General features: G+C 55.6%; 19 protein-coding genes. 11 read left to right on the top strand and 8 right to left on the bottom strand.

The window, feature by feature from the left end; all coding sequences use genetic code 11:
• The first annotated feature begins 8 nt into the window (after positions 1–8).
• From ACK13D_RS21320 to tldD, 4 genes are all read left to right on the top strand, one after another.
• Positions 9–602, top strand: coding sequence for a Maf family protein (locus ACK13D_RS21320; protein WP_122889551.1), 594 nt, complete (start codon positions 9–11; stop codon positions 600–602).
• Positions 592–2061: a ribonuclease G gene (gene rng, locus ACK13D_RS21325; protein WP_003855268.1), complete on the top strand. Its 1470-nt coding sequence runs from the start codon at positions 592–594 to the stop codon at positions 2059–2061. Before ACK13D_RS21320 ends, rng begins: the two co-directional genes overlap by 11 nt.
• A gap of 148 nt (positions 2062–2209) precedes the next feature.
• Complete coding sequence (yhdP, locus tag ACK13D_RS21330; RefSeq protein WP_418797021.1) at positions 2210–6034, top strand: AsmA2 domain-containing protein YhdP; 3825 nt, start codon at positions 2210–2212, stop codon at positions 6032–6034.
• A 64-nt stretch (positions 6035–6098) separates the two neighbouring features.
• On the top strand, positions 6099–7544 hold the full coding sequence (gene tldD, locus ACK13D_RS21335) for a metalloprotease TldD (RefSeq protein ID WP_010699816.1): 1446 nt from the start codon (positions 6099–6101) through the stop codon (positions 7542–7544).
• Between the two features lie 252 nt (positions 7545–7796).
• Here the strand turns inward: tldD and aaeR are convergent, their stop codons facing one another.
• Positions 7797–8714 (bottom strand): HTH-type transcriptional activator AaeR, encoded by a 918-nt coding sequence (gene aaeR, locus ACK13D_RS21340; protein WP_163799506.1) that lies wholly within the window; start codon positions 8712–8714, stop codon positions 7797–7799.
• A gap of 230 nt (positions 8715–8944) precedes the next feature.
• Here aaeR and aaeX point away from each other — a divergent pair, with 230 nt between their 5' ends.
• The 5 genes from aaeX to ACK13D_RS21365 all read left to right on the top strand — a co-directional run bounded on the left by aaeX (position 8945) and on the right by ACK13D_RS21365 (position 13940).
• Entirely contained in the window at positions 8945–9148 is a 204-nt protein-coding gene (gene aaeX / locus ACK13D_RS21345) for a p-hydroxybenzoic acid efflux pump operon protein AaeX (protein WP_010256058.1), read from the top strand.
• 7 nt (positions 9149–9155) lie between these two features.
• Entirely contained in the window at positions 9156–10088 is a 933-nt protein-coding gene (gene aaeA, locus ACK13D_RS21350) for a p-hydroxybenzoic acid efflux pump subunit AaeA (protein ID WP_010256061.1), read from the top strand.
• A gap of 9 nt (positions 10089–10097) precedes the next feature.
• Positions 10098–12050, top strand: a complete 1953-nt coding sequence (gene aaeB / locus ACK13D_RS21355; protein WP_010256064.1) for a p-hydroxybenzoic acid efflux pump subunit AaeB — start codon at positions 10098–10100, stop codon at positions 12048–12050.
• Positions 12051–12163: 113 nt separating this feature from the next.
• Positions 12164–13615 carry an NAD-dependent succinate-semialdehyde dehydrogenase gene (locus tag ACK13D_RS21360; RefSeq protein ID WP_060681161.1) on the top strand — a complete coding sequence of 484 codons (1452 nt, stop codon included), beginning with the start codon at positions 12164–12166 and terminating at the stop codon, positions 13613–13615.
• A 55-nt stretch (positions 13616–13670) separates the two neighbouring features.
• The gene (locus ACK13D_RS21365; RefSeq protein ID WP_010256069.1) at positions 13671–13940 is read left to right on the top strand and encodes a barstar family protein; all 270 of its coding nucleotides are present in this window, start codon (positions 13671–13673) and stop codon (positions 13938–13940) included.
• A gap of 65 nt (positions 13941–14005) precedes the next feature.
• Here the strand turns inward: ACK13D_RS21365 and yhcN (ACK13D_RS21370) are convergent, their stop codons facing one another.
• The 4 genes from yhcN (ACK13D_RS21370) to argR all read right to left on the bottom strand — a co-directional run bounded on the left by yhcN (ACK13D_RS21370) (position 14006) and on the right by argR (position 15925).
• Complete coding sequence (gene yhcN, locus ACK13D_RS21370; protein ID WP_052271667.1) at positions 14006–14269, bottom strand: peroxide/acid stress response protein YhcN; 264 nt, start codon at positions 14267–14269, stop codon at positions 14006–14008.
• Between the two features lie 93 nt (positions 14270–14362).
• Positions 14363–14629 carry a YdgH/BhsA/McbA-like domain containing protein gene (locus tag ACK13D_RS21375; protein ID WP_010256074.1) on the bottom strand — a complete coding sequence of 89 codons (267 nt, stop codon included), beginning with the start codon at positions 14627–14629 and terminating at the stop codon, positions 14363–14365.
• A gap of 88 nt (positions 14630–14717) precedes the next feature.
• The gene (yhcN, locus tag ACK13D_RS21380) at positions 14718–14981 is read right to left on the bottom strand and encodes a peroxide/acid stress response protein YhcN (RefSeq protein WP_022623941.1); all 264 of its coding nucleotides are present in this window, start codon (positions 14979–14981) and stop codon (positions 14718–14720) included.
• A 473-nt stretch (positions 14982–15454) separates the two neighbouring features.
• A complete protein-coding gene (gene argR, locus ACK13D_RS21385) occupies positions 15455–15925 on the bottom strand; it encodes a transcriptional regulator ArgR (RefSeq protein WP_010256080.1) in 471 nt (156 codons plus the stop codon).
• Positions 15926–16353: 428 nt separating this feature from the next.
• Between argR and mdh the strand changes: the two genes are divergently transcribed.
• Complete coding sequence (mdh, locus tag ACK13D_RS21390) at positions 16354–17292, top strand: malate dehydrogenase (protein WP_010699812.1); 939 nt, start codon at positions 16354–16356, stop codon at positions 17290–17292.
• 49 nt (positions 17293–17341) lie between these two features.
• On the opposite strand, the gene mscM is transcribed toward mdh, so the two are convergent.
• From mscM to rsgA, 3 genes are all read right to left on the bottom strand, one after another.
• Positions 17342–20671, bottom strand: a complete 3330-nt coding sequence (gene mscM, locus ACK13D_RS21395; RefSeq protein ID WP_132500101.1) for a miniconductance mechanosensitive channel MscM — start codon at positions 20669–20671, stop codon at positions 17342–17344.
• 14 nt (positions 20672–20685) lie between these two features.
• On the bottom strand, positions 20686–21585 hold the full coding sequence (gene asd, locus ACK13D_RS21400; RefSeq protein ID WP_010256089.1) for an archaetidylserine decarboxylase: 900 nt from the start codon (positions 21583–21585) through the stop codon (positions 20686–20688).
• A 171-nt stretch (positions 21586–21756) separates the two neighbouring features.
• A complete protein-coding gene (gene rsgA, locus ACK13D_RS21405) occupies positions 21757–22806 on the bottom strand; it encodes a small ribosomal subunit biogenesis GTPase RsgA (protein ID WP_010256092.1) in 1050 nt (349 codons plus the stop codon).
• 101 nt (positions 22807–22907) lie between these two features.
• Between rsgA and orn the strand changes: the two genes are divergently transcribed.
• Entirely contained in the window at positions 22908–23456 is a 549-nt protein-coding gene (gene orn / locus ACK13D_RS21410; RefSeq protein ID WP_010256094.1) for an oligoribonuclease, read from the top strand.
• Positions 23457–23665 lie beyond the last annotated feature (209 nt).

The following is a 23665-nucleotide window of genomic DNA, read 5'->3' on the forward strand; positions in this document are numbered from 1 at the left end:
GGAAATTTATGGTAACCCTCTATCTTGCTTCCGGTTCACCGCGTCGTCGTGAGCTGTTAACTCAACTTGGGCTGACATTCGAGCGCATCGTGACTGACGTTGAAGAGCAGCGTCAGCCGAACGAAGCGGCGGAAATCTATGTCCGCCGTCTGGCCAATGATAAAGCGCAGGCGGGTGTCAAACTGGCCGCGCAGGATCTGCCGGTGCTGGGCGCGGATACGATTGTGGTGCTGAATGGCGAAGTGCTGGAAAAGCCGCGCGATGCCGCTAATGCCCGCGCGATGCTGTGCAAACTCTCTGGTCATACGCATCAGGTGATGACGGCGGTAGCGCTGGCCGACAGTCAGCAGGCGCTGGATTGCGTCGTAATCACTGATGTGACATTCCGCACCTTAACCGCCACCGACATCGACGACTATATCGCGACCGGCGAGCCAATGGATAAAGCGGGTGCATACGGTATTCAGGGCAGGGGAGGAAACTTTGTCCGCAAAATTAATGGAAGCTACCATGCAGTGGTCGGATTACCCTTGGTTGAGACAGGGGAGTTGATCAGCCATTTCGAGTCACTGCGTGCCGTAAGGGGTCAACATGACGGCTGAATTACTGGTAAACGTCACGCCTTCTGAAACACGTGTTGCCTATATTGACGGCGGCATACTGCAGGAAATTCACATTGAGCGTGAGGCGCGGCGCGGCATCGTTGGCAATATTTATAAAGGCCGTGTAAGCCGTGTTCTGCCCGGCATGCAGGCCGCTTTTGTTGATATCGGTCTGGAGAAAGCGGCCTTTCTGCATGCCTCAGATATCATGCCGCATACTGAATGTGTGGCGGGCGACGAAAAGAAAAACTTTATCGTGCGGGATATCGCCGAGCTGGTGCGGCAGGGACAGGATCTGGTGGTTCAGGTCGTCAAAGATCCGCTTGGTACCAAAGGTGCCCGGCTGACCACTGACATCACGCTGCCTTCGCGTTACCTGGTCTTTATGCCAGGCGCATCGCATGTGGGTGTCTCTCAGCGTATTGAGAGCGAGAAAGAGCGCGATCGGCTTAAAGCGGTCGTGGCTGACTACTGCGACGATCTGGGCGGCTTTATTATCCGTACCGCCGCAGAAGGCATCGGGGAAGAGGAGCTGGCGCAGGACGCGGCTTTTCTCAAACGACTCTGGACCAAAGTCAGCGAGCGTAAAAAGCGCAATCAGACCCGCTGCCTGCTCTACGGTGAGCTGGCTCTGGCCCAGCGTATTCTGCGTGATTTTGCGGGCGCGGCGCTGGATCGCATCCGGGTCGACTCCCGCCTGACCTGCGATATGCTGGTGGAATTTACCGGTGAATATATCCCGGAAATGGCCGGTAAGCTGGAGCTCTACAACGGTAAACAGCCTATTTTCGACCTGTTTGACGTCGAAAATGAGATTCAGCGCTCGCTGGATCGCAAAGTTGAACTAAAGTCAGGCGGATATCTGATCATCGATCAGACCGAAGCGATGACCACCATCGATATCAACACCGGTGCGTTTGTCGGCCATCGTAACCTTGATGAGACGATCTTTAATACCAATGTTGAAGCCACTCAGGCGATCGCACGTCAGCTGCGACTGCGTAATCTTGGTGGCATTATCATTATCGACTTCATCGATATGAGCAACGAAGACCATCGCCGCCGGGTATTGCATTCGCTGGAAAGCGCGCTCAGTAAAGATCGGGTTAAAACCGGTATTAATGGTTTCTCGGCGCTGGGTCTGGTGGAGATGACGCGTAAGCGTACCCGTGAAAGCATTGAGCACGTTTTGTGTCAGGACTGCCCGGTCTGCAAAGGGCGCGGCACGCTGAAAACCGTTGAAACGGTCTGCTATGAAATCATGCGTGAGATTGTCCGGGTTCATCACGCTTATGATTCTGACCGCTTTCTGGTCTATGTTTCACCGACGGTGGGTGAGGCGTTAAAAACTGACGAGTCTCATGCACTGGCTGAAGTCGAAATCTTTGTCGGCAAGCAGGTTAAAGTTCATGTCGAAGCGCTCTACACTCAGGAGCAGTTCGACGTAGTGATGATGTAACGCCAGCCCGGTCACCGGTTTCTTCGGATATCGGGCTGAAAAATCGCCCTTGTTTGAGATAAAATGCGCGTTTTAACGCTTTTATCGGGAGACGGTCGGGTATGAGAACCAACTATCCGTCGTTTACGGAACACAAGGAGAGGCGTGAGTGAGGCAGTTGCCGAGGATTTTGTTACTGCTGGTCGCGGCAATCATCGTGATTGTCGCGCTGCTGGTCAGCGGATTGCGTCTGGTGATGCCGCATCTCGACAGCTATCGCAGCAACCTTCTGCAATACATCTCCGACAGCAGCGGCGTGCCGGTCAACGCCAGCCAGTTACAGGGTAAATGGGAGAATTTTGGCCCAACCCTGCAGGTTCGCGATCTTAGCGTCGATCTGCATGAGAACGGCAAACTCACTATCAAACGTATCAATCTGGCTCTCGACGTCTGGCAGTCCCTGCTGCACTGGCGGTGGCAGTTTCGCGATCTGACCTTCTGGCAGTTGCACCTCGATACTAATCGCCCGCTGCTGGATAACGACAAAGAGAAAAACAGCTTCCGTCCGGCGCAGATAAACGAACTCTTCCTGCGTCAGTTTGACCACTTTGACCTGCGTGACAGCACCATCCGTTTCCGCACCCCTTCCGGTCAGCATGCTGAGCTGGCGATCCCGCGACTCACCTGGGTCAATGAAGATAACCGCCACCGGGCCGAAGGCGAAGTCAGCCTGTCGAGCTTCACCGGCCAGCACGGCGTGGTCCAGGTGCGGCTTGATCTTAACGACAGCAACGGTTTACTCAATGATGGCCGCATCTGGATGCAGGCCGACGACGTCGATATGCGCCCGTGGCTGGGCCGTTGGGTGCGTGACAATACCCGGCTGGATAGCGCCCGATTTAGCCTGGCGGCCTGGGTTAACCTGCGCGATGGCGACATCTACGCCGGCGATCTGCTGCTGCGCAAGGGCGGAGCCAGCTGGCAGGGCGAGACCGGACGACACCGCATTGAGGTCGATGGACTGACCGCGCATCTGTCACGTTTCCAGAATGGCTGGGTGGTCAATGTGCCACAAACCCGGCTCAGCACCGACGGCCACGCCTGGCCCGCCGGTCACTTCTCTCTGTTATGGCGTCCTGAAGATAAGCAGATGCTGGGACCGGATGGTCAGCCGGAAGTGCGCGTTCGCGCCACACAGCTGGTGCTGAGTCATATTGCGCCGATCGTTCCGCTGTTTGCGCCGCTCTCTCCGGCGCTGTTTGAAAACTGGCAGACGCTGCAGCCGCAGGGCACCATCGATGGCCTGGCGCTGGATATTCCGTTACAGCAGCCTGAAAAAACCCGCGTACAGGTGAAGTGGCGTGATTTCAGCTGGCAGCACTGGAAACTGTTGCCGGGCATCAGCCATTTAAGCGGTGAAGCGCGCGGCAGCCTGAGCAATGGTCAGGTCAGTGTGGATATGGGGGCGGCGACCGTTCCCTATGGCGACATGTTCCAGGCTCCGTTAGAGATTAGGCGGGTGACCGGTGCGCTGCGCTGGCTGAATGATGATCATGGCCTCACGCTGGCGGGCGAAAATCTTGACCTGGAGGCACGCTCGCTCTGGGCGCGCGGCGACTTCAGCTACCAGCAGAACAGCGGCGGTGAGCCTCGTCTGGATATTCTGGCCGGTATCCGGCTTACCGATGCGGGCGATGCCTGGCGCTACTTCCCGGTGCCGCTGTTGGGTAACAGCCTGACGCACTATCTGAGTGGGGCAGTGAAGGGTGGCAAGGTGGATAACGCCACACTGCTGTTTGCCGGTAATCCGGCGCTGTTCCCGTTCAAGCATAATGATGGCATGTTCCAGGTCTGGGTGCCGCTTCGCCAGGCAACCTATGCGTTTCAGCCCAAATGGCCAGCGTTAAGCAATCTCGATATCGACCTTAACTTCCTGAATGACGGTCTCTGGATGAAAGCGCCGGTGGCGAAACTGGGCGAGGTGGACGCGCGCAACGTCACTGCGGTCATCCCCGACTACCTGAAAGAAAAACTGATCATTGAGGGTGATATCAGTGGTGAAGGCCAGCAGATCGCGGACTATTTCGGGCAGACTCCGCTGAAACCTTCACTGGGTGCCGCGCTGGAACAGCTGGAAATCAAAGGCCGCGTCGGCGGCCACCTGAATCTGGATATCCCGCTGGATGGTGAGCAGGTTCATGCCCGTGGCAATGTGGACCTGAACAATAATTCGCTGTTTATCAAACCGTTAAAAACCACCATTAACAATCTCTCCGGGCGCTTCCTTTACGACAACGGCAATCTGGCCAGTGAGGATCTGCGTGCGAACTGGTTTGGTCAGCCGATGGGCGTGCGTTTCAGCACCAAAGAGAATCCGGACGATTTTGGCGTGAACGTCAAACTTCAGGGCGACTGGCAGCCTGCTAAAATCAGCCAGCTTCCTGCAGCCGTCAGCAAGCAGCTGGGCGGAAATCTGCCGTGGCAGGGCGACGTCAATATTACGCTGCCCCATCATGGCGGCGCGCGTTATGACGTGACGCTGAACGGTAATGCAAAAGAAGTAAGTAGTCACTTACCTGCACCGCTCGATAAGAAAGCCGGTGAGGCGATGCCAGTCGCAATTAAGGCCAGTGGCGACCTGCACCATTTCGATCTCAGTGGCAGCGTCGATGCAAACCATCGCTTTAACAGCCGCTGGTTGCTGGAGCCGACGCTGCGCGTCGATCGTGGCATCTGGCTGAATGATGCGCAGAAAACACCTGCTCTGCCCGATCATCCCGGCATGGTACTGAACCTGCCCGCGCTGGATGGCGAGGCCTGGGTGGCGATGATGGCCGCAGGGGGAGCATCCGGGGGCAGCGAGTCAGGCGGCGGCCTCAAAACGGGTGGCGTCACGCTGCCCGGCAATATCACGCTACGCAGCCCGGCGGTCACCCTGGCCGGGCAGCAATGGCATGAGGTTGAAGCGACACTGGCTCAGAGTGCGGGCGGCAAGGGCCAGGTCGGCGTCAGGGCTAAAGAGCTGCGTGGTGCGCTGGCAATGGCCCCGAAAGCACCGTGGCAGGTGAACCTGGATTACCTTTACTACAATCCGCAGTGGGATAACGGTGAAGGCAAAGGCGGCAAAGCGCCACCTCAAAAAGCCACGAACATTAACTTCAGCCAGTGGCCCGCTTTACAGTTGCGCTGTAAAGAGTGCTGGGTGCTGGGTCAGAAATATGGTCAGGTCTCCGCGATGCTGCAACCCCGCGGAGATACGTTAGCGCTTACTAACGGAAAAGTGGATACTGGCAGTTCACAGCTGAAAATCAACGGGGAATGGGTTAACCGCCCGGACGACCAGCGCACTTCGCTGAAGGGCACGCTGAAAGGCCCGAATATTAATAACGCGACCAACTGGTTTGGGGTCAACACGCCGCTGCGCGATGCGCCATTTGATATTGCGTATGACCTGCACTGGCGCTCTGCGCCCTGGCAGCCCTCGGCAGAGACGCTGAGCGGTACCCTGAAGACCCACTTTGGCAAAGGCCAGATCGCCGATGTGAATACCGGTGCCGCCGGGAAAATCCTGCGGCTGGTGAGCTTTGATGCGCTACTGCGCAAGCTGCGCTTCGACTTCAGCGACACCTTCACCAATTCTTTCTACTTCGACTCGATTAACGGCACCGCCTGGATCGAAAACGGCATGATGCGCACCGATAATCTGCTGGTGGATGGCCTGGAAGCGGACATTGCGATGCAGGGTAATCTCGATCTGGTGAAGCGTCAGATCGACATGGAAGCGGTGGTTGCGCCGGAAATATCCGCCTCGGTCGGTGTGGCGACAGCTTTTGCCATCAATCCGGTAATTGGCGCGGCGGTGTTTGCCGCCAGTAAAGTTCTGGGACCCCTGTGGAACAAGATATCGCTGCTGCGTTATCACATCAGTGGCCCGCTGGATAAACCAGAAATCAATGAAGTGCTGCGTAAACCGCGTGAAACTGACAACAAGTGAATTTGACGCCGTACCGGAATTACCGCAGGCTATGATTATCTGAGCACATAATGAGTGAGAAACGATGACTCTGAACCTGGTAAGTGAGCAGTTACTGACTGCTAACGGCATTAATCAGCAGGACCTATTTTCCCTGTTAGGGCAGCTTTCAGAACGTCGTCTGGATTATGCCGATCTCTATTTTCAGTCCAGCTTTCACGAATCCTGGGTGCTGGAAGACAAAATCATTAAAGATGGCTCCTACCATATCGATCAGGGTGTGGGCGTGCGTGCGGTCAGCGGAGAGAAAACCGGCTTCGCCTATGCAGACCAGATCACGCTGAATGCACTGCGTCTCTCCTCTGAAGCCGCACGCAGCATCGTACGCGAACAGGGAAATGGCAAGGCACACACGCTTTCTGCCGTGATGAACCGTTCGCTCTATCAGGCTATCGATCCGCTGAGCAGCCTGACACGTGAAGACAAAATTGCCCTGCTGCATCGCGTTGATAAAGTGGCTCGTGCGGCTGATCCGCGCGTGCAGGAAGTCAATGCCAGCCTGACCGGCGTTTACGAGCAGGTATTGGTAGCCGCGACTGACGGCACGCTGGCGGCAGATGTCCGTCCGCTGGTTCGCCTCTCTATTAGTGTCCAGGTGGAAGATCAGGGCAAACGTGAACGCGGCGCAAGCGGCGGCGGTGCGCGTACCGGTTATGCGTTTTTCCTGGCAGATGAAGATGGCGAAGTCCGCGCTGACGCCTGGGCGCGTGAAGCAGTGCGTATGGCGCTGGTGAATCTCTCCGCCGTGGCCGCACCTGCTGGTGCGTTGCCAGTGGTACTGGGTGCGGGCTGGCCGGGCGTGCTGCTGCATGAAGCGGTCGGTCACGGTCTGGAAGGCGACTTCAATCGCCGTGGCACCTCGGTGTTCAGCGGTAAAATTGGTCAGCAGGTTGCGTCTGACCTCTGTACCGTGGTGGATGACGGCACCCTTGAAGGGCTGCGCGGTTCACTGGCAGTAGATGATGAGGGCGTTCCCGGTCAGTACAACATGCTGATTGAGAATGGTGTGCTGAAAGGCTACATGCAGGACAAGCTGAATGCGCGACTGATGGGGGTTAGCCCTACCGGTAATGGACGTCGTGAATCCTACGCGCATCTGCCGATGCCGCGCATGACCAACACCTATATGCTGGCTGGCAAGTCATCGCCGCAGGATATTATTGAAAGCGTTGAGTATGGCCTCTATGCGCCGAACTTTGGTGGCGGTCAGGTGGATATCACCTCCGGCAAATTTGTCTTCTCAACCTCAGAGGCTTATCTGATTGAGAACGGCAAAATCACCAAACCGGTTAAAGGCGCAACGCTGATTGGTTCCGGCATCGAAGCGATGCAGCAGATCTCGATGGTGGGTAATGACCTGGCGCTGGATAAAGGCGTCGGCGTCTGTGGTAAAGAGGGACAGAGCCTGCCGGTCGGTGTCGGTCAGCCGACCCTGAAGCTGGATAAACTGACCATCGGCGGCACCGCCTGATGTGACCCCAACAACCCGCCGCCTGGCGGGTTGTCAGAATGCTGACAAATCCATAGCCGGATGAACCTGGCAGCAATGCAATAGCTGAAAGCGCAGGGAACACGGGCAGAGGAGGAAAGCGTCCCGCGCCACGGATGGCGCGGGCCGAGCGTGTCAGGGATGACGGATTTTGCGTCTTTCCGATCTGACCGTGTTCCCTTCGCTGGCTGGGTCTTACAGCTGGTCGGGACAGATGTTGTCAACAATCTATTGTTAGCTTTTACGATGCTGCTGATACTGTTCAGCCACCTGTTCAAAATAGCCGGTCAGATAATCGATACAGACCTGCACCTTAAGCGGTAACTTATCCTTCTCGGTATAGAGCGCGTAGACCGGGCGCGGATCGGACTGATACTGCGGAAACAGAATATCGATCTCGCCTGCGGTGATCTCATTAATCACCCACATCATCGGCACATAGGCGATGCCATTGCCCGACTTCAGCCAGCGAATCAGCGTCAGGGAATCATTGGTCACAAAACGCCCCTGCGGTGCCAGGCGTGTCACTAATCCTTCCGGCGCAATCAGTTCGAAATTGTTGTCGGGCCGTACGCTATATTCCAGCCAGGAAAAATTATCGATATCACCCGGCTTCTCCGGCGTACCATGCTGCGCCAGATAGCTTTTTGCGGCGCACACCACCATCGGCATCGCACCCAGGCGACGCGAAAACAAGCTGGAATCTTTTAACGCTCCCACCCGAATCACCAGATCCAGACCATCCGCGATCAGATCCGGGGCCGGAACGCCGGTGACCAGATTCACACTCAGCCCCGGATATTCCCGCAGCATATCGCTGGTCATGCCGGCTAACACGTTCTGCGCCATGGTAGAGGAGCTGCCAATTCGCAGTACGCCAATGGGCGTATTGTTAAAAGCGTAAAGCTGTTCATGCACCTGCGTCGCTTCGGCCAGCATACGGCGGCAGCCCTGATAATAGATTTTGCCCGCTTCGGTCAGCCCGATACTGCGGGTACTGCGATTCAGCAGTTTTACCTGCAATGCATCTTCCAGTTTCGCGACGATCTGGCTGATTGATGAGACGCTCAGATGAAGCTGACGCGCCGCAGCGGTAAACGAACCCAGTTCGACCACTTTAGCGAAGACAGACATGCCTTTCAGTCGTTCCATTATTTACTCTGACTTAAAAGTGATTTAGATCACATTCTGTAGAAAACTTATAGTCAGGCGCGTTATTATAAGCGCGCCGGGGTATTTCCCGGTGATTCTTCATTGCCTGATACCCTTCGATGATACGCTATTATTAAGCCAGCTGCGGTTCGGATAACGCTTCCAGAGGGTTTTCCCGCGACATCTGAAGAGGCATGAGTATCCCGGCAAGGTCGAACTAAGGATTTGTGATGAGTGTGCTTCCGGTATTTGTCATGTTTGGGCTCTCTTTTCCGCCCATTTTCATCGAACTTATTATTTCACTGATGCTGTTCTGGTTAGTGAAACGCGTGCTTACGCCGAGCGGTATCTACGATCTTGTCTGGCATCCGGCACTTTTTAATACAGCGCTTTACTGCTGTGTGTTTTACCTTGTCTCCCGTTTATTAGTCTGAGGTTTAAGTGAAAGCACTCATAAGAAAAATCGCGCGCTACGCGATTACTATCCTGCTGGTCATCATCGCAGTGGTCATTATTTTCCGCGCCTGGGTCTTCTATACCGAATCGCCCTGGACCCGTGATGCGCGTTTCGCCGCTGACGTGGTGGCGATCTCCCCTGACGTCACCGGCCTGATCACCGAGGTTCCGGTACACGACAACCAGCTGGTGAAGAAGGGCGATACGCTGTTTGTGGTTGACCGGCCGCGCTATCAAAAAGCGCTCGATCAGGCGCAGGCGGATGTTGAATATTACCAGGCACTGGTCAGTGAGAAACGTCGCGAAGCCGGGCGCCGTAACCAGCTGGGCACCTCCGCCATGTCGCGCGAGGCTATCGAGCAATCCAATAACGATTTGCAAACCAGCGAGCACCAGCTGGCGAAATCGGTGGCGACACGCGATCTGGCGAAGATTGACCTTGAGCGCACCACGGTGAAAGCGCCATCCGATGGCTGGGTCACCAACCTGAATGTCTACCAGGGTGAGTTCATTACCCGTGGTTCGGTTGCCGTGGCGCTGGTTCAGCAGCACTCTTTCTATGTGCTGGCTTACCTGGAAGAGACCAAACTGCACGGCGTGGAGAAGGGCTTCCGCGCGGAAGTCACCCCACTTGGCAGCAACATCGTGTTGCGCGGCACCGTAGACAGTGTGGCGGCTGGCGTCACCAACAGTAGCAGCTCGGTCGACAGCAAAGGCATGGCAACGGTGGACTCCAATCTGGAGTGGGTCCGTCTGGCGCAGCGTGTGCCGGTGCGCATCCGGCTTGATCAGCAGCCCGGCAATCGCTTCCCGGCGGGCACGACAGCGACAGTGGTGATCACCGGTCAGGCCGATCGTCAGCCTGAACAGGTTTCACCGATGGTCAGACTGTTTAATCGCCTGCGTGAGTTTGGTTAAGAGGGCGATATGATCGAGTTCCTGCGGTTCCCGGTAAAGCTCACCTTTGCGCTGGTGTTAGCGCTGATGGTGGGTTTTCACTTTAACCTTGAAACGCCGCGCTGGGCGGTGATGACCGCCGGTATCGTGGCCGGCGGCACCGCGTTTGCAGCAGGGGGGGACCCCTATTCTGGGGCGCTGCGCTATCGCGGCGTTTTGCGTATTATCGGGACATTTATTGGCTGTATCGCCGCGCTGACCATCATGATCGCCACCGTGCGTGCACCGGTCGTGATGCTGCTGCTGTGCTGCATCTGGGCAGGACTCTGCGTCTGGCTCTCTTCGCTGATCAAGGTAGAAAACTCTTACGCGCTCGGACTGGCGGGCTACACCGCGCTGATTATTGTGGTGACGGCTAATGCCAGCGGCGGTCTGACGCTGGTGCCACAATATGCGGTAGAGCGCTGCAGTGAAATCGTACTCGGCATCCTGTGCGCCATTCTGGCCGACATGATTTTCTCACCCCGTTCGATTAAAAAAGTGATCGACGCTGAGGTCGATTCGCTGCTGGTGGCACACTATAACCTGTTGCAACTCTGCGTCGCTCACGGTGATAAAGAAGAGGTCGATAAAGCCTGGAGCGCGCTGGTACGGCGCACCACGGCGCTGAACAGCATGCGCAGCCAGTTGATGATGGAATCCTCACGCTGGAAGAACAGCAATCGCCGTTTGCAGATGCTCAATACGCTGTCACTGACGCTGATTACACAGGCAGCCGAAACCTTTCTGATCCAGAATTCCCGTCCTGATTACATTCCGCCCCAGTATCGTCTGATGGTTGAAAAACCAGCCTCGACCGTTGAAGAGGTGCATAAGCGGATGAAAGTGATGCGGCGGGTGATTGGTGCCAGCGGCAAATCAACGCCGGTCACGCTGGCCAGCTGGGTAGGCACTGCTACCGAATATCTGCTGCTGCTGAAAGGGATCAAAAGTAATAGCCGGATCACCTCGCTGGAAGAGGAGATTCTGCAGCGCGAAGTGGTGATCCAGGCGCGTTCCGCTGAAACGCATCATGCGATGATCAATGGTATCCGTACCTTTGTGGCCACCGCGCTGGGTTCGCTGTTCTGGCTCTATACCGGCTGGACCTCTGGCAGTGGCTGCATGGTCATGCTGGCTGTCATCACCGCGCTGGCGATGCGTATGCCCAACCCGCTGATGATGGCAAAGGACTTTCTCTACGGCATGACGGTCGCGGTTCCGCTGGGCGCGCTCTACTTTATGTATGTTCTCCCGGCGACGCAGCAGAGCGCACTGCTGCTCTGCATCGCAATCGGCCTGCTCGGTTTTATCGGTGGTATTTTCATTCAGCGGCGTCAGCTTGGCACGCTGGGGGCGTTGATTGGCACCCTTAACGTTCTGGTGCTGGATAATCCGATGGAATTCCACATTAACGTCTTTCTCGATAACGTTCTGGGCCAGGTCATCGGCTGCTTCGTGGCGATGATGGTGATCCTGCTGATTCGTGATAAATCAAAAGCGCGCACCGGCCGCAAGCTGCTGAACCGCTTTATGTATGCGGCTGTCTCTGCCATGACGACCAATCAGGCGCGCCGGCGTGAAAACCATCTGCCAGCGCTCTATCAGCAACTGTTTCTGCTGCTGAACCTGTTTCCGGGCGATATCAACAAATATCGCATCGCCCTGACGCTGATCATCGGTCATCAGCGGTTACGCGACGCAGAAGTGCCGGTGAATGCCGACCTCTCTGCTTATCACCGGCAGTTGCGTTACACCGCTGACCGGGTGATCTCCGCCAGCAGCGATGACAAGCGGCGTTACTACTTTGAACGTCTGCTGAAAGAGCTGGATGTCTATCAGGAAAAACTGGCCCATTACGAGGCTCCCGCCAGCGTAACGGAACCGGTAAAACGACTGGCTATGATGCTGGATAAGTACCAGAACACGCTCATCCAAATCTGAATCTGGCCGCTGTGACCTGCAGCGGCCTGCGCAATCCCCACCCATCACAAAATCTGTCGCTTTTGCCAACTATACTCTCCAGACGGAAGAGCAAAACTGACAGGAGCGAATCAATGAAATCACTGCAAGAGAGCGAACTGTTCCGGACCGGCTATTTAGCGGACGGCCAGTGGCATCAGGCGGCTTCTACCTTTGACGTGACCAATCCGGCGACCGGTGAGGTGATTGCACAGGTGGCAAAAGCGGGTAAAGCTGAAACGGAACAGGCTATCGCCGCAGCGGAGCGCGCATTTCCCGCCTGGCGGGCGCAGACTGCAAAAGCGCGCGCTGAAATTCTCACTCGCTGGTACCAGCTGATCATTGAGAACAAGCGCTGGCTGGGACTGCTGATGACGACCGAACAGGGCAAGCCCCTGAAAGAGGCGGAAGGGGAAGTAGAATACGCCGCCAGTTTTATTCAGTGGTTCGCCGAGCAGGCGAAACGGACCAATGGTGAGATTATTCCGCCAGCTAAACCCGGCTCCCGTATTCTGGCAACCCGCGAACCGATTGGCGTTGTGGCCGCCATTACGCCGTGGAATTTCCCGATGGCGATGCTGACCCGCAAACTGGGGCCAGCTCTGGCTGCCGGCTGCACCGGCATTATTAAACCTGCCAATAACACGCCACTCTCCGCCTTTGCCCTGCTGGCGCTGGCGAAGGAGGCAGGCGTGCCTGATGGTGTACTGAATGCGGTAGCCGGTGATACCCATGCTATCAGCGATGCCATCATGGCCAGCAAAGCGGTGCGTAAAATCTCGTTCACCGGCTCCACCCAGGTGGGCAAGCTGCTGATGCGCAATGCTGCCGAAACCATGAAAAAAGTGTCGATGGAGCTGGGGGGTAATGCCCCTTATATCGTGTTTGACGATGCCGACATTGATGCCGCCGTACAGGGCGCCATTGCCAACAAATTCCGTAATGCGGGCCAGGTGTGCGTCAGCGTAAACCGCTTCTACATTCACAATGCTATCTATGATCGTTTTACTCAGCAGCTGGCTACCGAAGTGAACAAGCTGAAGGTGGGCAACGGCATGGAAGAGGGCGTGATTGTCGGGCCATTAATTGAGGCATCGGCGGTGGAAAAGGTTGAGCAGCACGTCAATGATGCGGTAGCAAAAGGCGGCAAATTACTGGCGGGTGGCGAGCGACATGCGCTGGGTGGCAACTTCTGGCAGCCCACTGTGATTACTGAGGCGCACGAAGGGATGCAGCTCGCGCAGGAGGAGACCTTTGGTCCGGTGGCTGCCTGTTTCCGCTTTGATGATGAAGATGAGGTCATCCGTCGCGCTAACGATACGCCGTTCGGCCTTGCCGCATACTTTTACACCCAGAATCTGCAGCGGGTGTTCCGTGTTTCAGCCGCGCTGGAAAGCGGCATGATTGGCATTAATGAATGTGCCGTATCAACCGAGCTGGCGCCGTTTGGTGGTGTGAAAGAGTCGGGGCTGGGCCGCGAAGGTTCGGTACTCGGCATGGAAGAGTATCTGGAGGTCAAAGCGCTGCACCTGGGCGGTTTGAGCTAGCGGACAGTAACGGGCGGCGAAGGTCGCCCGCAGACGGAGCATGGGAGCCGTCAGCATGAAAATCGAGCGTTTTGATTTTAATGAAATTGTCGATCAGGCCCATTTCTTCCGCCAGTTCAGCGAGCGATTTGCGCTGGAGGAGCGCCGCATCTGCGATCTGGATGGATTATGGGATGTGGTGACGGGCGATCTGTTACCGCTGCCGCTGGAGATTGAGTTTGTTAATCTGGGCAGGGGACAGCGACGGCGTTATGGCGCGCTGATTCTGTTATTTGATGAAGCGGAAGAGGAGCTGGAAGGTCAGCTTCACTTTAATGTCAGATAAAACGTCAGATGAAAAAAGGCCCCGGCGAGCGGGGCCAAAGGGTTCGTCATACATCTGACGAGGAATTATTTATAAAGCTGTGCGGTGATGTGATAGTTATCACCGGTGCGCGCCTCAATAACTTTATAGGCGCTGGCACCCTGTTCATCCGCTTTCTGAGAAAGCTCAGCGCGGTAATCCATTGGCGATCCCGCGGTTCCACTGATGGTTACGGTGCCCGCAGGCTGCAGGTTCTGCGTCTGATCGCCGGTGACCAGCTGTGCGGCTGATGCGCCGAACGTCATAACGGAAAGCAGACTGACTGTAGCGATGGTTGTTTTAATATTCATGATTATCTCCTCAATACATTCAACAACCTGCGGTTACTCGTAAAGGCGGGTCGTCGATATCTTCTGACGCCCTTCAGGCGTCATCACGGTTAATTATTTATAAAGCTCAGCGGTGACATGCCAGGTGTTATCCTGGTTGTTTTCGATGATGCGATAGTGGCTTGCGCCCTGGGCATCCGCTTTCTCTGACAGCACCTGACGGATATGCGTCTGGTCGCCATTTCGTCCACCAATGCTGATGGTCTGATTCATTGGCTGCAGACCCTGTGCCTGTTCATTGGACACCAGGCTGGCGGCGTTGGCACCTACTGAGAACAGGGATGCCAGACTCAGTGCAGCGATAGCTAATTTCATTTTCATGGTCAACTCTCCTGAAATTTCTGCTTCAGCTCTCCGGAGCGCAAAAGGGCGCGTCAGACAGAGAGCAGATGGCATTATCGGTTACGCCTTAGTTATACAGTGCGGCGGTAGCGTGATAGTTGCCGTTGTTGTATGCCTCAATCACGCGATAGGCTTTTGCGCCCTGCTGATCGGCTTTGTCGCTGAGTTTCTGTTTGATATCCATCGGTGAACCCGCCACGCCGCTGACACTGATGGTGCCGACAGCCTGCAGATTCTGCGCCTGTGACGCATCAATAGATTCTGCTGCCACAGCACCAAATGAGAGTGCGGAGAGAATGCTCAGGGTAGCAATGGTAGTTTTTACGTTCATAGATTTTTCCTCGTCGTCTATTTTTATCTTTTTATTTAGTGTGATTTGCATCACGAAAAGAAGTATAGAACTAATAACGTCAGAAATTAATACTCCGCTAATAATTTTTTTTGTGATTCTTTATCCTTATGGCTACTTTTAATAACTTAACGTTATAAAAAAAGGATAAAAAGTAACCTTTAAGCCACTTTTAATTGCAAAAACAGTGAGATAGATCACTTTAACTTTTAGTGCGAAAGTCGGGGGTGTATCGGGCTGGAGTTTGATCTGGATCCGGGCAATGGTGCCGGTTCAGTGATGTAAAGCAGTGTAAAATAGCGCATAAAGTGAAGCAGAGTTATCGATCTGACCAACAGCCGGGCGTGTAAAAGCAGGCTTATTACTTATCCAGAGCGGGTAACTGTCGTGGAAAGGGGTGAGCAGAGAGAACGAACTGACGATCTGGCGCATGATGGCCGGTCGTCAGTCCGCGATCAGAGTTCCTGTTCAAACAGGGTGAGGATGGCGCCGTGCAGCTGCTTAACGGTGAAGTCGCGCGCGCGGGTAATAAAGATTGTGTCATCGCCAGCGATGGTACCCAGAATCCCGTGCGACTTACCCAGTGAATCCAGCATACGTGCAATCAGCTGCGCTGCGCCGGGACTGGTATGAATCACTACCAGGGCATCGTTGTAGTCGATATCCAGTACCAGGTTTTTTAACGGGCTGGTGGTGGTCGGCACACCCAGCTCAGCGGGCAGGCAATAGACCATCTCCATCCTGGCATTCCGGGTGCGCACTGCGCCAAACTTGGTCAGCATCCGCGAGACTTTGGACTGATTGATATTTTCAAAGCCCTCGTCCTGAAGCGCCTGAACAATTTCGCCCTGGGAACTGAATTTTTCTTCTTTTAATAAGGCTTTAAAAGCCTTAACCAGATCGTCTTGTTTCGATGGGTTTCGCATAGGTTACCAATAAATAGAGAGAATAACCGCGCATCCGCCCGCGGCAGAGTGGTGATTATGCATTTATATGCATTTTTATGCAATCGTTCGATTGATGAGCAGCGTCCGGGCGGCTAGCGGGCGGCGATAATAGCAAATAAATCCGCTCAGACCAAAACACGCGTCACAGCCCCGGAAGGCGAAGGTTGCAAAGTTGTTATATTATTGGTGGTGTAGTAACAGAAAACGCACGTAGCCGTTCTCTGTCTGACGACGGCAAAGTTGTCGGTCATTCAGGTGCAATGATAAGTAACTTTTGAATCCGGAGATTAAGTGTGAAAACACGTAGAATTAACAACGGATATTTATCATCGCCTGAGCAGTTGATTAAGGTCTGACACAGATAGAATTTCGGCCCATCTCTGCCCCACCTTAATAAGGAGTTAAGAATGAAAGTTGCCGTTCTCGGTGCCGCTGGCGGCATAGGCCAGGCGCTCGCACTTCTGCTCAAAACCCAGCTTCCCGCAGGTTCAGAACTCTCGCTGTATGACATCGCGCCGGTTACGCCGGGTGTTGCCGTTGATCTCAGCCATATTCCTACCGCAGTGGCTATTCAGGGATTCAGTGGAGAAGACGCCACGCCTGCCTTACAGGGTGCCGATGTGGTACTGATTTCCGCTGGTGTCGCACGTAAGCCCGGTATGGATCGCGCCGACCTGTTTAACGTTAACGCAGGCATCGTCCGTAACCTGATCGAACAGGTTGCCACAACGGCACCTAAAGCGTTGATTGGTGTCATCACCAACCCGGTCAATACCACCGTGGCCATTGCGGCAGAAGTGCTGAAAAAGCACGGTGTTTACGACAAAAATCGGCTGTTCGGCGTGACCACGCTGGATATCATTCGCGCCAATACTTTTGTGGCTGCATTGAAAGGCAAGCAGCCTGATCAGGTGGAAGTTCCGGTCATTGGTGGCCACTCTGGCGTAACCATTCTGCCGCTGCTGTCGCAGGTTAAAGGCGTCAGCTTCAGCGATCAGGAAGTGGCCGATCTGACCAAACGCATCCAGAACGCCGGCACCGAAGTGGTGGAAGCCAAAGCGGGTGGCGGCTCGGCCACGCTGTCGATGGGCCAGGCAGCCGCACGTTTCGGTTTGTCACTGGTACGCGCGCTGAAGGGTGAAGCTAATGTGGTGGAGTGTGCTTACGTAGAAGGCGAGGGTGAACATGCGCGCTTCTTCTCCCAGCCGCTGCTGCTGGGTAAAAACGGTGTGGCTGAACGCAGGCCGATTGGTACCCTCAGCGCTTACGAACAGCAGGCGCTGTCAGGCATGCTGGATACGCTGAAGAAAGATATCGCCCAGGGCGAAGAGTTCGTTAAGCAGTAACTGACGGCTCAGACTTGCAATAACGCCCGGCTTTGCCGGGCGTTTTGCATTACAGTCCGCCAGACTTATAGGCGCGGGCAGCGGGTGTACCGTTGCTGGCAGGCAGCTTCTTACCCAGGGTTTCCATACGCATCTGGAACGGCGGGAACGGCATCTCAATACCGTGCTGATCAAATCCGCTGAGAATCAACTGATGCAGTTCGTGACGAAGCGGCATACGGTGTCCCATCTCAGCAGCATGCACACGAAGTTCAAATAACTGAATGCCCTGCTGCAGATCGACCAGGAAGGCTTCCGGTTGCGGCGTGTCCAGGACATAGCTGCAGCGCTCAGCCGCCTGGATCAGAATGGTGGTCACCTGTTCACTGCTGACTTTCGCCGGAGCCGGAATGGTGAGCACCACGCGCGTCACGGAATCGGACAGCGACCAGTTAATAAACTGCTCGGTGATAAAGGCCTTGTTCGGCACGATGATCTCTTTGCGGTCCCAGTCGGTAATAGTGGTCGCGCGGGTATTAATTCGCGTGATACTGCCGGTCAGATCGCGGATCGTCACGGTATCGCCGATACGAATCGGCTTTTCGAACAGGATAATCAGACCTGAGATAAAGTTGGCAAAAATCTCCTGCAAACCAAACCCCAGTCCCACACCCAGCGCGGCAACCAGCCACTGCAGCTTTGACCACTCAATACCAATCATTGAGAAACCAATCAGCCCGCCAATCAACAGCAGCAGATATTTGGTCAGTGTGGTGATGGCGTAACCCGTACCTGGCGTCAGATTAAGATGCTGCAACAGCGCCAGCTCAAGCAGCGCGGGCATATTGCGCACCAGCTGGGTGGTGATAATAAACACCAGAATGGCGATCAGCACCGACCCCAGGGTGATGGGCTGAATCGACTCTACGCCCTGCACTGAGGTACTGACGTCCCACAGCTGAATATTCTCCAGGAAGCCAAAGGCCGAATGGATTTCTGACCACAGCACAATCACGGAGACCAGGGCGATAAGCATCAGGATAGAGCGTACCAGCCGCAGCGACTGCGCACTGATCGCATCCAGGTCAATTACCGGCTCTTCAATTTCAATCGCATCAGTGTTCAGAGAGCCTTGCTCCTTCTCCTCTTCACTGCGCGCACGGTTAGCCAGCATATCGGCACGACGCTGACGGGCGCGATCAAAGCCAAGACGGCGACGCTGAATCAGCATCCAGCGCCGGATAATGTGATAGATAACCAGCAGCAGGAACCAGATGGCGACAGAGGTTTCCAGTCGCGCCAGCAGCGCCTGCGCGGTAGCCAGATAACCCACAGCGGAGGCGAGGGCAGCCATCAGCGGCATGGCGATCATCAGGTTCCACAGCATCCGGTTCACCATGTTCTCGCCATTTCCCTCTTTATCGAGATAGAGCGGAATCCCGGAACGCTTCAGGCTGACGGTGACAATGCTGATTGCCCCGCAGATCAGGATGAAACAGAGACGACCCAGCGACGAGGAGAACTGCCGATCTTCCAGATTACCAAAGGCGATCAGCAACATAATCAGCGGCACAATTAATCCGATGCTCAGCGAGTAGTAGCGCATGGCACGCGCCACCCGGTTTTGCGGCCAGCGGAAATGCACAATGAACAGGCCGTTAGGACGGGCAAAGGCAGCGCTGATCATAAACGCCCACAGCAGCGGCAGCGTGGCGGTAATGCCATCACCAATCGCTACGGCGATAGGGTAGGGCCAGGCGTTCTGCAGGCCATAACCCAGTGCACCCCATAATACCGGCAGCGGCAGCGCCACCAGGATCGACCAGAACAGGGTACGGATAGTCAGACGGAAACGATCCTGCGTGACCTTGCCGACTTTGCTGGCGGAACGGTCAAGGAAAGCATTGAAGTGGCGGCGCGAACTGATGCTGAAGCCGACCAGCAGCAACGCACCAATAATCGGCAGCACCGAGTTGCGGCTGGTAAACATCATCGCCATCGCTTTGCCGAGCTGACCCAGCGTATCCAGCGACAGCAGACGGGAAAGATCTTTGGCCAGATCCAGCGGATAACTCAAACCAATCGGGTTAACGTCGGCGGTCCAGAACAGATAGCGGTGCGTCGCCTCTTTGACTTCCGTCAGCGCATCCTGCAACTGCGTGTTGCCAACCTTGAGCTTGGTGATCTCCAGAATCAGCGTGTCACAGCCGGAGATCAGCGAATTGAGCAGTTCCCTCTGAGTGCGTAGCTGCGCATCAAGAATACGCTTCTGGTCTGCGGTGAAGGGCTGACCATCGGTCTGCCGTCCCTTGCGCAGCGCCTCCTGGCGCTCCAGCAGATCTTCATAATTGAGACGCTGCACGCGAAGCTGTGCCATCTCATTATCAATCTGCTGCGACTTGGGCATCTCCGGCAGACGCGCGACCTGCGCCCGTAGCGCTTCGCCCAGCAGATTAGAGGCACCCAGCCACTGCGACTGTTCACGCAGGGTAGAGAGCGCCTGACGGACCTGAATAATCTGGTTGGTGGCCAGTCGCTGCTGCGACGCCACCAGATCCATGCGCTGCGCCTGCTGATTCAGGGCAACCGAGAGTTCGCGGTTAACCCGAAACTGATCGCTGATCTCTGGCGGAAGATCGCCACTGTTTTCTGCCAGTTGCTCGGTGCGGGCCAGCGCGACTTCGGCTTCACGTTGCCGCTGATCGTTGAGCTGGTTGCGCAGCGCCTGAAGATAGTTATCGAGCTGAGTTGCTTTGCGCTGGTGGGCTTCAGCCCGCATCCGCGCCAGTTCCTGACGGTTGTTGGCAGAGAGCTGTGCCAGCTCAAGTTCATCGACCAGCGCTTTATTCGCGGCGCTTTCCGCCTGGCGAGCCGCCAGCTGCAGCTGCCCCTGTGGCGAACTGCTGCTGACGCTCTGCAAACGGCGTTCACTCTCCGTCATCGCCCGGCGTGCTTCAGTCTGCTGCTGCGGCAGTTGCGACAGCGAATCACTGATTTCCCGCGCCCGATCCTGCTCCTGCCGTGCCTGACGCCCCTCTTCCAGCAGCTGGCTGCTGACCTGCAGGATCTCCTGATCCAGCTCGGCGCTGCTCATGTTGTTGCGCACGGTTTTCCCGCTGTCACTCAGCGCGGCGATCTGCTGACGCAGTTCGCGCGCCAGACGCGGAAAATCATCAATAACCTGCTGATATTGCGCCGCGCGCTCCAGCGACTCATCGCGTTCAGAGAGAAAGTTTAAGGCGGCTTCAATCGTCTGGATCTGTTCAGCCTGCGAGGGTGAACTTTTGGCCGATTTTATCTCTTCCAGCTGCTGTTTGAGCTGGCTGGCATCAGGAAGGCTGGCCGCGAAGGCCGGGCTGCTGAGCCACAGGCTCAGCAGCAGGAGGAGAATCGAACGCACAGAGGACACTCAATTTAATCGACGATGACGTCTGAAATGTCTGTCGCGACCGGCAGCGCAATCGCCAGCGGTTGACCCAGACGGGTTTTGCTTTCTGCTTCCAGGCTTTCAGCCAGTTTGACGCGGCCAGGTGCGAACAGATTGATGACGGTAGAGCCAAGCTTGAAGCGGCCCATTTCCTGGCCTTTCAACAGCACCACGGCGCTTTCATCATCCGCTGCCGGATAGTGCCAGCGCTTGATCACGCCTTCACGCGGTGGCGTGATGGTGCCAGCCCAGACGGTTTCGATGCTGCCGACAATGGTGGCCCCCACCAGGATCTGCACCATCGGCCCGATATCGGTTTCGAAGTAGCAGATGACGCGCTCGTTACGGGCGAACAGGTTGGGAATATTACGCGCCGTCAGCGGGTTGACGGAGTAGAGGTCGCCAGGCACATAAATCATCTCACGCAGGATGCCGTTGCACGGCATATGGACGCGGTGATAATCACGGGGCGCCAGATAGGTGGTGACGAACTCGCCATCAACAAATTGTGCCGCCATCCGCTCATCACCTGCCAGCAGGGCGTCAATGGTGTAGTGATGACCTTTAGCCTGGAAAATCTGATCGCCATCAATGTGGCCGAGCTGGCTGATAGCGCCATCCGCGGGCAGGGCGATGAGATTGGCATCGGCATCCACCGGACGCGCATCGTCTTTCAGCGGACGAACGAAAAAGTCATTAAAGGTGCGATAGCTGGCGGTATCGGGCTTACGCGCTTCCGCCATGTCGACTTTGTAAAACCAGACAAAGATGTCAATGACCAGTTTGGTCAACCAACCACCGCGGCGACTGGCGCCCCAACCGGCAAGTTCAGTCAGCCATTTCTTCGGGAGAATATGATTCAAGCCGAGTTTTAAACGATCAAACACCTTAGCCTCCTGGCTATTTTATGACGTTGTAAAAAAGGGGGCGGATTGTAGCAGCGCCCCGTTCAGATGGCGACTATACCCGAATTCCGGCACGCTGCACGGTCTGGACGCGCGACTGGAATGCACCTCGCAAAATGCTCCGGCTTATCCGTTCAGACGCGGTTATACCGATTAACTTTCACCATCAGGGAAATTTTTACGCGTTTTTACCTGCGCCATGCTCTCCAGGATACGGTGGTAGTTATCAAAACGGGACCTGTTGATTTTGCCCTGTTCGACCGCTTCGCGAATGGCACAGCCGGGATCGCTGCCGTGTTTACAATCGCGGAATTTGCAATCGCCAAGGAATGCGCGGAATTCGACAAATCCGCGGGTAATTTGTTCCGGCTCAAGATGCCATAAACCGAACTCACGCACGCCAGGTGAATCGATCACATCGCCGCCGTCCGGGAAGTGATAAAGGCGCGATGCGGTGGTGGTGTGCTGGCCTAAGCCTGAGCCATCCGAAACCTCGTTAGTCAGAATAGCGACCTGCTCTTCTTTGTCGAAGCCGAGCAGGGCATTCAGCAGACTCGATTTGCCGACGCCAGACTGACCGGCAAAGATACTGATGCGGTCGGTCAGCGCCGCTTTCAGGTCGTCCATGCCGTTTTTCGCCCGGCTGGAGACCATCACCACGCGATAGCCAATATTGCGATAGATATCCATCTGCTTATCGACAAAGGCGCGCGCCTTGTCATCCAGCAGATCGGTTTTGTTCAGTACCAGCAACGGTTCAATATCCAGCGTTTCGCTGGCAACCAGATAGCGGTCGATGATGTTTAACGACAGTTCAGGCAGGATTGCGGAGACGACGATGATCTGGTCGATATTCGCCGCCATCGGCTTCACGCCGTCGTAAAAATCGGGGCGGGTTAATACGCTGGTGCGCTCATGCACCGCTTCAACAATACCTTTGTTGCCGCTGGTTGCCGGACGCCACAGCACCCGGTCGCCGGTGACCAGCGAACGAATGGTTCGGCGGATATTGCAGCGGTGGGCGACGCCTGCGCTATCCTCAACATCAGCGTGCATGCCAAAACGGCTGACAACGACCCCATCTGCAGCTTCACCAAACAGGTTGTCATCCGCTTCCGGACGCTCTCTGCGTTGGTTGAGACGGCGATCGTGGTTAGCGCTTACGCGGCGTTGTTGGCCCTTCGACAGTTTATTTTTACTCACTCACCCTCACAGCGTTAGCCAGATTTCGCCCGGCTGGGCAAAACGTCTATGATACACCTTATTCATCGTAAATGACGACTACAGCAACCGCAGGAAACAGCATGGCTACTGGAAATGAACAGAATCTGATCTGGATTGATCTTGAGATGACCGGACTTGATCCGACGCACGATCGCATTATTGAAATTGCGACCCTGGTGACTGACGCCAACCTGAACATTCTGGCGGAAGGGCCGGTCATGGCCGTTCATCAGTCCGATGCGCAGCTGGCGCTGATGGATGAGTGGAATGTCCGCACTCATACCAACAGCGGTCTGGTTGCGCGGGTGAAGGAGAGTCAGATTGACGATCGCGCAGCAGAGCTGGCGACCATTGAGTTCCTGAAACAGTGGGTTCCGGCGAACACCTCGCCTATCTGCGGCAACAGCATCGGGCAGGATCGTCGTTTCCTGTTTAAGTATATGCCTGAGCTGGAAGCGTACTTCCACTATCGTTATCTGGATGTCAGTACCCTGAAAGAGCTGGCTCGTCGCTGGAAACCCGATATCCTTCCTGGCTTCAAAAAAGGGGGGACGCACCAGGCTCTGGATGATATCCGTGAGTCCGTGGCGGAGCTGGCGTACTACCGCGAACACTTTTTGCAGCTTTAATCGGCGACGGGTGCGCATGAAATCACCAGGTTGCTGATTTAATCAGCAAACGCGCTGAAAGCGAAAATTTTTGCTTTCAGACGCTTGCAGCAGCAACGATTTCTCGTATAATGCGCACCCCGTACCGGTGAAGAATTTATTAACGGTACAAGGCGCGGGAATAGCTCAGTTGGTAGAGCACGACCTTGCCAAGGTCGGGGTCGCGAGTT

This window comes from Pantoea sp. K16 (assembly GCF_048452805.1).
GTDB lineage: Bacteria > Pseudomonadota > Gammaproteobacteria > Enterobacterales > Enterobacteriaceae > Pantoea > Pantoea agglomerans.